The organism is Thermocrispum municipale DSM 44069 (assembly GCF_000427825.1).
In the GTDB taxonomy this organism is placed as follows: Bacteria; Actinomycetota; Actinomycetes; order Mycobacteriales; family Pseudonocardiaceae; genus Thermocrispum; species Thermocrispum municipale.
This window is the reverse complement of sequence record NZ_ATYT01000004.1, coordinates 277,821-290,048: the sequence shown is the minus strand read 5'-3', so window position 1 is coordinate 290,048 and position 12,228 is coordinate 277,821. Positions and strand designations below refer to the sequence as shown.

The 12,228-nt window shown below is 64.7% G+C and carries 11 protein-coding genes and 1 tRNA gene; 6 read left to right on the top strand and 6 right to left on the bottom strand.

Features of this window, described 5'->3' with window-relative positions; genetic code table 11:
- Position 1: 1 nt before the first annotated feature.
- The gene (locus tag YWM_RS0104765) at positions 2–1,444 is read right to left on the bottom strand and encodes a hypothetical protein (protein WP_028849752.1); all 1,443 of its coding nucleotides are present in this window, start codon (positions 1,442–1,444) and stop codon (positions 2–4) included.
- Positions 1,445–1,541: 97 nt separating this feature from the next.
- Here YWM_RS0104765 and YWM_RS0104760 point away from each other — a divergent pair.
- Positions 1,542–1,615 (top strand) — tRNA-Thr (locus YWM_RS0104760).
- A gap of 112 nt (positions 1,616–1,727) precedes the next feature.
- Here the strand turns inward: YWM_RS0104760 and YWM_RS0104755 are convergent.
- Together YWM_RS0104755 and YWM_RS0104750 are read right to left on the bottom strand one after the other, a co-directional pair.
- Positions 1,728–1,928, bottom strand: coding sequence for a hypothetical protein (locus YWM_RS0104755; RefSeq protein WP_028849751.1), 201 nt, complete (start codon positions 1,926–1,928; stop codon positions 1,728–1,730).
- A 156-nt stretch (positions 1,929–2,084) separates the two neighbouring features.
- Positions 2,085–2,624: an NUDIX hydrolase gene (locus YWM_RS0104750; protein ID WP_028849750.1), complete on the bottom strand. Its 540-nt coding sequence runs from the start codon at positions 2,622–2,624 to the stop codon at positions 2,085–2,087.
- A gap of 856 nt (positions 2,625–3,480) precedes the next feature.
- Here YWM_RS0104750 and trmFO point away from each other — a divergent pair.
- Positions 3,481–4,872, top strand: a complete 1,392-nt coding sequence (gene trmFO, locus YWM_RS0104745; RefSeq protein WP_028849749.1) for a methylenetetrahydrofolate--tRNA-(uracil(54)-C(5))-methyltransferase (FADH(2)-oxidizing) TrmFO — start codon at positions 3,481–3,483, stop codon at positions 4,870–4,872.
- Positions 4,873–5,055: 183 nt separating this feature from the next.
- Here the strand turns inward: trmFO and YWM_RS26055 are convergent, their stop codons facing one another.
- A complete protein-coding gene (locus YWM_RS26055) occupies positions 5,056–5,427 on the bottom strand; it encodes an SRA domain-containing endonuclease (protein WP_156914642.1) in 372 nt (123 codons plus the stop codon).
- Positions 5,428–5,608: 181 nt separating this feature from the next.
- On the bottom strand, positions 5,609–5,809 hold the full coding sequence (locus YWM_RS26050) for a hypothetical protein (RefSeq protein WP_156914641.1): 201 nt from the start codon (positions 5,807–5,809) through the stop codon (positions 5,609–5,611).
- 193 nt (positions 5,810–6,002) lie between these two features.
- On the opposite strand from YWM_RS26050, the gene YWM_RS0104735 reads away from it, so the two are divergent.
- The 4 genes from YWM_RS0104735 to YWM_RS0104720 all read left to right on the top strand — a co-directional run bounded on the left by YWM_RS0104735 (position 6,003) and on the right by YWM_RS0104720 (position 10,335).
- Positions 6,003–6,782, top strand: coding sequence for an aminotransferase class IV family protein (locus tag YWM_RS0104735; protein WP_028849748.1), 780 nt, complete (start codon positions 6,003–6,005; stop codon positions 6,780–6,782).
- A gap of 55 nt (positions 6,783–6,837) precedes the next feature.
- Positions 6,838–7,755: an SUMF1/EgtB/PvdO family nonheme iron enzyme gene (locus YWM_RS0104730; protein ID WP_084612181.1), complete on the top strand. Its 918-nt coding sequence runs from the start codon at positions 6,838–6,840 to the stop codon at positions 7,753–7,755.
- 315 nt (positions 7,756–8,070) lie between these two features.
- Positions 8,071–9,327: a glycoside hydrolase family 18 protein gene (locus tag YWM_RS0104725; RefSeq protein ID WP_028849746.1), complete on the top strand. Its 1,257-nt coding sequence runs from the start codon at positions 8,071–8,073 to the stop codon at positions 9,325–9,327.
- A gap of 15 nt (positions 9,328–9,342) precedes the next feature.
- Positions 9,343–10,335, top strand: a complete 993-nt coding sequence (locus YWM_RS0104720; protein WP_028849745.1) for a chitinase — start codon at positions 9,343–9,345, stop codon at positions 10,333–10,335.
- A gap of 52 nt (positions 10,336–10,387) precedes the next feature.
- On the opposite strand, the gene YWM_RS0104715 is transcribed toward YWM_RS0104720, so the two are convergent.
- Positions 10,388–11,989, bottom strand: a complete 1,602-nt coding sequence (locus tag YWM_RS0104715) for an alanine/glycine:cation symporter family protein (protein ID WP_211232428.1) — start codon at positions 11,987–11,989, stop codon at positions 10,388–10,390.
- Between the last annotated feature and the right edge of the window lie 239 nt (positions 11,990–12,228).

Genomic DNA, 12,228 nt, shown 5'->3' with positions numbered 1-12,228 from the left:
GTCACTCGCGACGTTTGCGGGGTCGTGCCACGGCGAGCAGGTACGCGCCGAGGAGTACGAGTCCCGCGCCGCCCCACAGCAGCACGCGGGTCGGGATGATGTCTGCGCTGCTCGGGGCAAGGGCTTCGGGCGGTGCCGCGACGGTGACTTCGCCGGCGCCCGGCGCGCCGCAGCGCGGGCCGGACGGCGGTGCTGCTGCCCGGACGACCTGCTCGCCGATCGTGTAGTGCGCGAGTGTGGAGGGCAGGTCGTAGCGGCCCTTGAGCGCATCGGTCAGCGTCTTGGTGGGCAGCAGTTGGACGTCGAGCAGCCGGGCCGACGCGGTGATCTGGGTGCCGTGGAAGGGTTTGTCGACCGCGGTCGACTGGGTGGTCAAGCCGCCGACCGAGAGGCGGAGCGCGAACAGTTCGGTGACTTTGCGCCGGTCGGCCCCGGACAGCCGGATTTCCTTGCCGCTCGGGTGTCGGGCATAGCCGTCGACCACCGGCATGGTCGTCCGTCCGCGCGTGATCACACCGATCCGGACGTCGCGGGTCTCGCGGGTTCGGTCCAGGCGGAAGAGCGTTCGGTTCCCGCGTTTGAAGTCCACGATGGGCGTGTCGTTGACGACGCGATCCTTGTCGGGCTTGCCCGTGCCGTGCGCGGTCAGGACCGGGGCATGGCGAACAGTCGCCGTCATGCCTAGGACTTCCAGACGGTCGGTCTGCACCTTCGACGTCGCGCGAACTTCCTTGCCGGAGACGTCCACCGTCGACGTGGTGGTCAGCGTGCCCGGTACTTCGACCAGGGGCTTGCTGTCACCGAGGAGTTGGCCGAGGGTGGCGAGGCTTCCGTTCGGCATCCGCCCGCGGCGGTCGAGTTCGGAGAACGGGATGTCCGGGAGCGTGGCTATCGCCGTACCCAGTCGGATCGATCCGGTCGACGTCGTCGCCTTCACGACGCGGCCGACGCAGGGGCCGTGGTCGGTGCTCCAGCGGGCATGCGCCTGGCCGGTCTGCCGCTCGGCTCGTATCAGCAGGTCAAGTGGGCTCTCCTGGTGCTTCAGCGTGCCGCGGCTCGGCTGGGGGTTGCTGGGTGGGGCGGTCTGGACGACTCCGCCCGGGACAGCGGCTCGCGCGTTGAGGGCCGTGCCCGACGGGCCGGCTTTGGCTATCGCGCGTTCGAACGGCAACTCGGCGCCGGTGTCGACGCTGACGGTGCTGAAACCGACGCCGCCTTCGAACGCGCGGGTCGACGATTCGAGTTGGGCCACCGCGGGCAGGGGAGAGGTTCGCGGAATCGAGCCGGGAAGCACACGGGTCAGCGCGGCGGCGGTGCCTGCGTCGCCGACCGCCGCACCCACGTCGACCTGGGCGTTCGCCTGGGCAGGATGGGCAGCGGCGGGCGCCGCGGAAGCGCCGAGCAGCCCGACCGTGAGAGCGAGCGCCCCGAGCTGTGACCGCACCTTCGCCTCCCACTCACCTCGTCGGCACGATCGTATGCGCCAACAGGGGTGGGGTCGCTGATCCACGCCAAGCGATGTCGCTACACTGTTGGGCGTTGCCGCCTTAGCTCAGTTGGCCAGAGCGATTCACTCGTAATGAATAGGTCGCGGGTTCGATTCCCGCAGGCGGCTCAGACGGAAGCCCCGTCGGACCTGCGTAGACGAGACCAGGTCCGACGGGGCTTCTGCATGGTCAGGTCGTGCGGTCTGACATTCGTGCCTCCTCGCGCGTCGGCGGCGTGGATCAGGTGCCTTCGTTCCGATCTCGAAACAGCTGGTCCATGACGATCGCGCCGTCCTCGATGACGGGCCGGATCTGCTTGCGGTAGACGCGCTCGGTGGTCGACGTGGTGCTGTGGCCAACAGGCGTGCGATCGTTTCGATCGGAACGCCCTTGTCGGACAGCAGCGACACGAAGCTGTGCCGGCGCTCCCTTGGTGTCCACTCGGCGCGCGCTGACGCAGGGCTGCGCGTGGATCTAGCAATAGCGCTACGCCAGCGTGGTGATGTCGTCGCGTCAAAGCAGCCGGCGCCGCGAGCGGCCGAGCCGGGTCGGTGCGTCAGCGCCGTCGGACAGCCAAGCTGCTTGCCGCCTGATCTCCTAGCGCAATCTATCCAGAGTCATCAAAAGTCCTACCAGCGAGCCAGAATTTTTGACTTCTCCTTCCGTGATGAGGCCTCGAACCCGATCCAAGGAAACCCATTCAAATTTTCCCTCATTCTTCTCGGTCGGATCGCCGACGTATTCGGCCCCGCGGCCAAGAAACACATGATGCGGGTTTCGAAGCATGCCGACGGCGGGCTCGAATGTAATTAGGTGCTCCAACGCGCGCGGCTTGTAGCCGGTCTCCTCAATCAGCTCGCGGGCTGCAGCAGCTTCAGGAGATTCGCCCTCGTCGACGATCCCGCCGGGCAGTTCCCAGTTCCAGATGTCCGGCGCGAAGCGATGACGCCACGCCATAAGAACGTTCTGCTCGGCGTCGTCTAGCAGGACAGTCATAGCCGGAGCGGGAAACCACACCACGTGGTGTTCGAATCGATCGCCCGACGGTTGCGAGATGTCGGCAAGCGAGACGCGCACCCAGTCGCTCTCATAGACGGGTCGCTCGCCATGGACGGTCCAGCGTTGGTCGTCGCGCAACGTGTGGTTCCTCCCTGAGTTGCCGTTCCGGCTGAATCCAGTGTGGCACGGTCCAGGCTTGGCGGGCGGTGCTTGTAACGGCCGCCTTGCGGCTCTGAAAACGCCCGTGGCGTCACGTCGCTGTAGGCTGGAGGGGAAGGGCGGCGTTGAAAATGATCTCGTCAGGAGAAGGTTCAGCCGCTGCAATGCGCCGGAAACGGCCGCCGCATTTGGCTTCTGAGGCGCTCGCGCACATTGCCTGGGGCGTTTTGGACGCGGCAGGTTCGCTGGGCGATCTACCAGATCGCTTCACGATGGCCTGCCGAGTGTCCGCACTGTCACACCTGTCACGGAATCACTCAAGCGCGACTGACTTGGGAAAACATGACTGACACCAGAGTGGCAGCTACGCGGAAGTTCACGTTCCCACACTCTCTACCTGACACCACCGCCAGTGCGGCCGCCACGAGATGGCTGGAACAGGGGACGATGTTCCAGCCCCGAGGTCCGGCGAAGGCTTTGAGCATCGCGGCTCAGGCCCGCCTGATCGGGGATGTGGCCACGTCTGACATCTGGTCTGACAACCGCAGTGGCTATCAAGGTTTCGCGGTGGACGTCTATGGAGGACGGGAGCAGGGTAAAGCGCACATCAGCACAGGTTGGCGACCTTGTAAGAGTGGCTCGTAATGAATACGTCGCGGGTTCGATTCCCGCAGGCGGCTCGCAGGTCAGGGCCCCATCCGCAGCACGCGGATGGGGCCCTGGTCATGTGGTGGACGACAAAGCGGATGACACCGATGCCGAGGTGGGCCGGTGCCCATGGCTGAGGTCACACCCGCCATCGCGGCGCCTTCGCCCGGTGGCTACCGTGAAGACGATGGGTAGGACACGTCCGGTCCACGTCATCGGAGCAGGCCTCGCAGGCAGCGAGTGCGCCTTTCAGCTCGCCGCGCGCGGCATTCCGGTGGTATTGCACGAGATGCGGCCGGAGCGCATGACTCCCGCGCACAGCACCGGCCGGTTCGCCGAACTGGTGTGCACGAATTCGCTGCGCTCGGACGACCCGGAGCACGCTGCTGGGCTGCTGAAGCGGGAAATGGAATCCTTCGGCTCCTTGGTGATCGGCGCGGCGCGTGCTTCGGCGGTGCCCGGCGGCGCGGCTCTGGTGGTCGACCGCGACCGCTTCTCCGCGCGCATCACGGCGACCCTTGAGCGCATGCCCACCGTGACCATCGAGCGGCACGAGGTGACCGAGCTCCCCGACGGTGACGTGGTCGTGGCGACGGGACCGCTCACCTCCCCCGATCTCACCGAGCGGATCCAGGAACTCCTCGGCTCGCGCCACCTCTACTTCTACGACTCCATCGCTCCCATCGTGGAGGCCGACAGTCTCGACACGAGCCGTATGTTCTGGGCGTCGCGCTATGGCAAAGGGGAAGGCGACGACTACCTCAACGTGCCGCTGACCCGGGACGAGTACCTTGCCTTTCACCAGCAGCTGGTCACCGCCGAGGTGATCGAGCTGCACGACTTCGAGCGCAACCTCTTCTTCGAGGGTTGCTTGCCGATCGAGGAGATGGCGCGGCGCGGCGTCGACGTCCTGCCGCACGGTCCGATGAAACCGGCGGGGCTCACCGCTCCGGACGGCACCCAACCCCACGCCGTGCTGCAGCTGCGTCAGGAGAACCTGTCCCGCAGCCAGCTCAACATGGTGGGCTTCCAGACGCGCATGAAGTGGAGTGAGCAGCGGCGTGTCTTCCGCACGCTGCCCGGCTTCGCCGATGCGAAGTTCGCGCGCTTCGGCCAGGTCCACCGCAACACGTTCATCAACGCGCCACAGCACCTGGACGAGTTCTACCGGCTCCGGAAGGAGCCGCGGATCCGCCTGGCCGGGCAGATCACCGGCGTCGAGGGGTACCTCGAGTCGGCCGCTGCCGGGCTCGTAGTGGGGCTCTACATTGCCCTCGAGCGCCACACGGAGTCGGCGTTCGAGCCGTTGCCCACGACCACTGCTCTTGGGGCCTTGGCACGCCACCTGACGCAGTCGGACCCTCGCCACTTCCAGCCGTCGAACATCCAGTACGGCTTGTTCTCCGAGCTCAACATGCGGCTACCGCGACGCAAGCGGCGTGCCGCTTACGCCGAACGCGCCCGCGGTGACTTGGCAACCTGGCGACGGAAGTTCGAGATACCCGCCGTCGTGCCCGTCTTCGCTGACGACGAGGCGCGCGATGACTCTCGGATGGATGTCCCGCCGGAAGTGGCCTGACCGCTCGAAGCTACGTAACAGCGGGACCCTCGGCCTGAATCCTCTCCCACCTGTCGCCGTCGGGGTAGATGATGTCGATACCGGCTCCCGTTACGTAGCTGACCAGGTCTTACTGCGGGCACGACGGGACAAGGACAGCCTTCTTGGCGTGCACCACAAAACGCCCATAGTCGAGTAACTGACCTACGGCCATTCGTAGCGCGTCGCGTGTAACAGTGCTTTTGCTTCGATCAGGGTGTCCTCTGTCTGGTCCCAGATATCGCCGTACAGGGGACGGCTTTCGCCAGCCGGAACAACTTGCATGCGCCCCACTTTGTGGCCTTCTTCGTGCAGGCGCTGACGATCGCCCCGTTGGCCCGCACCCACGTAGTGGAACAGGCCGTCTGAGCCCCAACCGTCGTAGTACCCGTGTTGATGCCCTTTCTTAGGATCCGTGAAGAACAGTACGGCCGCTGCTTGCTGGGACGGGGCGATACCTCCCTGTCGTATCCCGCCGAACTTGGCGTGTAGTTCGCGACGTAAGAGTTGGTCCCCGGGATTGAGCCCTGGCAGCATCTGGCCTCCCGTTGCGGTGAGGCGATTGGTTCGGCTTACTTGTGAGAGTCGAAAAACGGGGACGTATGTTGCACGATCCTGTGATCGGTTCGAGGTGGGAGTCTTCGCGCTGCAAGGCGGGTGAGCGCTCAGTTCAGCTGCGCATCGTTTGGAGCGGTCCGTGCCGCGCGCGGACTGACTCCTAGCCACCCACGTTATTGAGGAAGTTCGCGATACCATCGATCGCCTTGCCAGCCCCGCCGGCAATTGCGACTACCCAAGAAGCGGCATCGCCTGGGTGTCGCACCACGGTGAAGATCAGGGTGGCGATGAGTGCCAAACCGATGAGTTTTGGGATCGAGCTTTTGCTACTCGTGGTGAAGGTGACGCTGTTCTTTGTCATCGTGTTCTCCGTGCCAGTCGTGTTCTGTGGCGACTCATGCAATGCATCGAGCGTCCGGTACACGGAGAGTTCTGAGAACTGCCTCACGGCCTCACCCGCGCTGAACTTTTGCTGAACTTCCGCCCCTGAACTTTCACTGAACTTCGGGCTGGGAAGTGTGCCGTCCGACCGGGTCGGATGGGAGGCTGGAGGGATGAAGCTGAACGGTTCACCGGTGACGGCCGATGCGCTCAAGGCGCTGGCGCTGACGAACTTTGGGCACTTCACATCCATGCTGGTCGAACAGGGTCGTGTGCGCGGACTGAGTCTTCACCTGGGCCGTCTTGCACGGGACGCGCGCCAGCTGTTCGACGTCGACTTGGATACGGACCGTGTTCGTGCCTACGTTCGGGACGCACTGGAGAGCTCGCCGGAACGTGTCGTCGTTCGCGTCACGTGCTTCGACCCTGAACTGGACCTGGGGCGGATTGGGAACGACGCGAGCCCGCAGATCTTGATCACCACTAGGCCGGCGTCCGGCGCTCCTGCGCCACCGATGCATTTGCAGGCTGTGGCTTATCAGCGTGACCTTCCCGCGGTTAAGCACGTGGGCCTGTTCGGCGCACTGAAGCAGCGGCGCGACGCGCAACGACAGGGCTTTGACGATGTCCTTTTCGTCAATCGCGACGGGACCATTTCAGAAATTGCCACGTCGAATATTGGCTTTGTGCGTGGTAGCCAGGTTGTCTGGCCACGCTCGCCGTATCTGGCAGGCATAACGATGACGCTGCTGAACCAGGAGCTGGATGAGCCCGTCATTGCGGAGCCGCTTACTCCGTCCGATCTGGTAGAGATGGACGCAGCCTTCGCTACCAACGCCGCAACCGGAGTGCGGGCGGTGTCAGGGGTGGATGAGACCCGATGGCCAGTGGATCACCCGGTCCTGAGCAAGCTCAGGGAGCTGTACGAGGGTATTCCCGGGGAGAAGGTGTAACTGAGCGAAGTCAACCGGCTACTCTGCTGCGTGAGGTCCGACTGGGGAGAGGTACGTGGCGACTGTCGAACAGTGGTCAGGGGATTACGTACGGGCATTACGTGAAGCCAAGCGGATGAGCATTCGCGAGTTCGCAGCGCACCTTGGTGTCAGCGAGCGGATGATCTCCAAATGGGAAGCCGGCAGTACGCCTCGCCCGGTCAACCAAGCCGCTCTGGACACCTGCCTGGCGCGGAGCGATCCCGATACACAAGCGCGCTTCGTTCACCTCACCGGCGGAGCGTTGATCGGCGGCAATAGCGATTCAGCCTCGGTGGAGCTCATCGGCTCGAGCCAGCGTCGCCACCCACTCGACGGGACGCTGATGGTCAAAGTGGACGGAAGCGTGTTCCAGTACGGCCCGAGCAACGAGCCGGTATGGCTGCCTACCTACTACATCGATGTCTACCCCGTTAGCAATGCGGAGTACGCCCGCTTTCTGGCTGCAACCGGGCACAACGCCCCACGTCACTGGAAGGACGGTCAGCCACCGCCAAGGAAGGACGATCATCCCGTTGTCTTCGTGACTTGGAAGGACGCGAACGCCTACGCGCAGTGGGCCGGCAAGAAGTTGCCCAGCAGTCAGCAGTGGGAGAAGGCCGCTCGGGGCACGCGTGGAAACGTTTACCCGTGGGGTGATCAACCGACTCCCGCCAAGTGCAACGTGCGGGAGAACGGCGTTGGCGATACCACTTCAGTGAGCTGCTACCAGAGCGGCATCAGCCCGTATGGGGTCTACGACATGTGCGGCAACGTCTGGGAGTGGTGTGAGACCGAAAGCCGCCCCGGTCGCCGCGAGCTCAAGGGTGGGGCATGGACGAGCCCGTTTGATCGAGCGACGCCGTCGTCGTTCAACGATGCGGCTGAATCGATGTGTGATGACGACACAGGGTTCCGCTGTGTCGCTACTCCGGAAAGTTTCGACGAGACCTGACAGGCGCAAACCCCGCCTCCCGGGCCTCAGCGCGGCACTTTTCGGCCGCGCAGGCTTGCCCCTTGGGACATTGTGCGCCCCTGGCCTTGAAATCGATCCAGATTACCTGACCTGCGTAGACGCCGTGACTATCGAACGCGCACCGCGCCTATAGCGAGAATAATTCACGTTCTGCCTGGACTGTGGCGAAAAACTGGAAGTATTCTTATCAGAACGTTGTGGCTGACCTCACACCGCAACGGCAGCCGTGGGCCCGCGCTGCTCGACAAGACACCACATCCGTCCGAAATCCCCCTGCTATCGGAAGGAAAACGCATGTCGAGGAAGAGATGGCGGCTGCCCGCGTTCGGCGCGGCCGCACTCACCGTGGCGGGTCTGCTGGCTGCTGCTCCCGTCAACGCCGAGCCGGCGGCTACCCCGGCGAACGACGCCAAGGCCGCGGTCAGCGACGTGACACTGGGCTACTTCGTCCAATGGGGCGTCTACCAGCGCAACTACCACGTGAAGGACATCCATACGAGCGGGTCGGCGGAGAAGCTGACGCACATCAACTACGCGTTCGGCAATGTCGCCAACGGCAAGTGCCAGATCGGTGACGCCTACGCCGACTACGACAAGTTCTACGATGCCGCGTCCAGCGTCGACGGCGAAGCCGACACGTGGGATCAGGGCGCGCTGCGGGGCAACTTCAACCAGCTGCGCAAGCTCAAGAAGATGTACCCGCACCTGAAGATCCTCTACTCGTTCGGTGGCTGGACCTGGTCGAGCGGGTTCGGTGAGGCCGCCAAGGACCCCGAGGCGTTCGCGCAGTCCTGCTACGACCTGGTCGAGGACCCGCGCTGGGCGGACGTGTTCGACGGCATCGACATCGACTGGGAGTACCCGAACGCTTGCGGCGAGACCTGCGACGAAAGCGGGCGGGAGGCCTTCACCAACGTCATGAAGGCCATGCGGGACAAGTTCGGCCAGGACAACCTGGTCACCGCGGCCATCACCGCGGACGCGTCGGAAGGCGGCAAGATCGATGCCGCTGATTACGCGGGCGCCGCGCAGTACGTCGACTGGTACAACGTGATGACGTACGACTTCTTCGGCGGATTCGACGCCGACGGCCCGACCGCTCCGCACTCGCCGCTGACGTCCTACGAGGGCATCCCGACCGAGGGCTTCAACTCCGACGCGGCGATCCAGAAGCTCAAGTCGCTGGGCATCCCGTCCGACAAGCTGCTGCTCGGCATCGGGTTCTACGGCCGTGGCTGGACCGGCGTGACGCAGTCCGAGCCGGGCGGATCCGCCACCGGCCCGGCGGAGGGCAAGTACGAGAAGGGCATCGAGGACTACAAGGACATCAAGGATCGCTGCCCGGTCACCGGCGAGATCGCCGGCACCGCGTACGCGCACTGTGGCAGCGACTGGTGGAGCTACGACACCCCGGAGATCATCGCCGGAAAGATGGCCTACGTCAACGAGCAGCAGCTCGGCGGCGCCTTCTTCTGGGAGCTCAGCGGCGACACCAGCGACGGCGAACTCATCACCGCGATCGACGCCGGTCAGCGGGCCGGAAACCAGTAGGAGGAGGGACGACCCATGAGCAAGCGACGCACCCGCACCCTCGCCGTAGCCGCAGCACTCGGGGCGGCCGCCACCGTTGCGCTGGCCGCGCCCGCGACCGGCGCCCCGGCGAGCACGGTCGACCGGCAAGCCCAGCTGGCCGGGCACGCCGCCCCGTACCTGTACCTGGGTTGGGGCGAGCCGCCGAACGCGACCGACATCATGCAGCAGACCGGGATCCAGGGCTTCACGCTGGCCTTCATCCTGTCCTCCGGCGGCTGCGAACCGGCCTGGGACGGCCAGCGTCCGCTGACCGGTGGCACCGACGAACAGACGATCAAGGCGATTCAGGACGCAGGCGGCTTCGTCGTCCCGTCCATCGGCGGCTGGGGCGGCAACAAGCTCGGCCCGAACTGCTCGTCGCCCGAGGAGCTGGCCGGCGCGTACCAGAAGGTGATCGACGCGCACAACCTGACCGCGATCGACATCGACATCGAGAACTCCGACGAGTTCGAGAACGAGACGGTGCAGGACCGGATCCTCGGCGCGTTGAAGATCGTCAAGGAGAACAACCCGGGTATCCAGACGATCGTCACGATGCCGACCACGACGACCGGGCCGAACTACTACGGCAACCGGCTCATCGACCGGGCGGCCGAACTGCAGGCGAACATCGACGTGTTCACCGTGATGCCGTTCGACTTCGGCTCGAGCGACATCTACACCGACACCGTCAACGCGGTCACCGCGCTGAAGGACAAGCTCAAGGCCACGTTCGGCTGGTCGGACGAGGAAGCTTGGACGCACACCGGTCTGTCCGGCATGAACGGGCTGTCCGACCAGCACGAGGAGACCTCGGTCGAGACGTGGACGCAGATCCGCGACTGGGCGAAGTCCAACAACCTCGGCAGGCTGGCCTTCTGGTCGGTCAACCGTGACCGCGGCGGCTGCGACGGCCAGGTGGCCGCACACTGCAGCGGTATCCCGCAGGAGGACTGGGCCTTCACCAAGGTCACCGCGGACTTCTGAGTCCCGCACAACTCAGGGCCCCATCCGCGCCCGGATGGGGCCCTGAGTGTGTTCACACCTGGTCGGCCACCGGATCGTCGTCGGCGCGCTCGGGCACCGTTTTCGTCCTGACCTTCTGCAAGAACGTGGTCAACTCACGCTTGACCACCGGCGCCAGCAAGTAGAGCCCGATGATGTTGAACAGCGCGAGCAGGAACAGCACCGCGTCGGTGAATTCCAGCACGGCGTCGAACGACAGAACGGCGCCGCAGACGATGAGGACACAGAACACCACCTGATACGCACGCTCCGAGACGCGCGACTTGCCGAACAGGTACGTCCAGGCCTTCTGGCCGTAGTAGCACCACGTGATCATCGTCGACACGGCGAACAGCGCGACGGCCAGCGTCAACACGTACGGGAACCACGGCATGACCGTCTCGAAGGCGGACGACGTGATCGTGACCCCGTCGGGATTCTTGCCCTCGCTGGCGTAGACCTGCTGCGCCTCGTGCCAGGTCGGGGTGTTCGCGATGATGACCGTCAACGCCGTCATGGTGCAGATCACGACGGTGTCGATCAACGGCTCCAGCAGGGCGACCAGGCCTTCCGTCGCCGGGTAACGCGTCTTCACCGCCGAGTGTGCGATCGGCGCCGACCCAAGACCCGCCTCGTTCGAGAACGCTGCCCTGGTGAACCCGACGATCAGCGCACCGATGGTGCCACCCGCGACGCCCTCGCCGGTGAACGCGCTGGAGAGGATCTCGCCGAACGCGGCAGGTACGTGGGCGAGGTTGGTCCCGATGACGATCAGGCACCCGGCGACGTAGGTGACGCCCATGAACGGCACCAACTTGCTGGTCACCGCGCCGATGGACTTGATACCGCCGATGGCGACCGCGCCGACGATCACCGTGAGCAGGAGTCCGAGCAGCAGAGCCGACCCCTTGCCGCCGAGCAGACCGTCCTCCCCACCGGTGATGTCGCGCAGCTGGGCCACCGTCTGGTTCGCCTGGAACATGTTCCCGCCGCCGACACCGAAGAGCAGGATCATGACCGCAGCCAGGGCTGCCAGCACCTTGCCGACGGTCTGGCCCACCGGGTTGGGGAATCGCTCCGCGATGCCTTTCCGCAGGTAATGCATCGGACCGCCGGAGACCGTGCCGTCGGGGTGCTCGGTCCGGTACTTCACCCCCAGCGTGCACTCGACGAATTTCGAACACATGCCGAGCAGCCCGGCCATGATCATCCAGAAGGTCGCGCCGGGACCACCGATCGTCACGGCGACGCCGACACCGGCGATGTTCCCCAAACCCACTGTTCCGGACAATGCCGACGACAGCGCTTGAAAATGTGTGATCTCGCCGGGATCGTCGGGATCGCTGTATTTGCCCCGAACGAGGCGCACCGCGAGTTTGAGCTGCCGGAATTGGATGAATCTGAAGTAGAGCGTGAACACGAGTCCGGCGAGTACCAGCCAGAACACGATCCATGGAAATGTGAGTCCGAACACTGTCACTTCGCCGAAAACGAACGTACTCAGCGCGTTCGCGGCCGGCTCGAAAACGCTGTTGATCGCGTTCTCGATACTGCCGAGGATGCCGGTGTCCTGGCCTTCCGCTTGGGCCAGGAGCCCGCTGGCAAGGTCGGCTCCGGAGGCTGCACGAAACAGCACGAAATCTCCTTGGTCTTGACCTTAGATATTTGAATGGGCGGACGATAGCGCGGGCGCTAGCGGTTGCTTACGAGTAACTTGTGTTGCTTTTCCTTTTTGGACACCACAACGGCACAACCGCCCGTGACCTTTATCACGTGCCCGCCCCTACATGCTCTACACGGAAGAGCGACGCATTGAGTTCACGCAGGGTTGAGCGCTCGGTCGCGACGACGGCCGAGCGAGAGACAGCGGGGGCG

Bases quoted from the DNA above. Each gene is read 5' to 3' on its own strand.
- trmFO (WP_028849749.1), top strand. From the start codon at position 3,481: ATGGGTAGGACACGTCCGGTCCACGTCATCGGAGCAGGCCTCGCAGGC.
- YWM_RS26055 (WP_156914642.1), bottom strand. From the start codon at position 5,427: ATGCTGCCAGGGCTCAATCCCGGGGACCAACTCTTACGTCGCGAACTA.
- YWM_RS26050 (WP_156914641.1), bottom strand. From the start codon at position 5,809: ATGACAAAGAACAGCGTCACCTTCACCACGAGTAGCAAAAGCTCGATC.
- YWM_RS0104735 (WP_028849748.1), top strand. From the start codon at position 6,003: ATGAAGCTGAACGGTTCACCGGTGACGGCCGATGCGCTCAAGGCGCTG.
- YWM_RS0104725 (WP_028849746.1), top strand. From the start codon at position 8,071: ATGTCGAGGAAGAGATGGCGGCTGCCCGCGTTCGGCGCGGCCGCACTC.
- YWM_RS0104720 (WP_028849745.1), top strand. From the start codon at position 9,343: ATGAGCAAGCGACGCACCCGCACCCTCGCCGTAGCCGCAGCACTCGGG.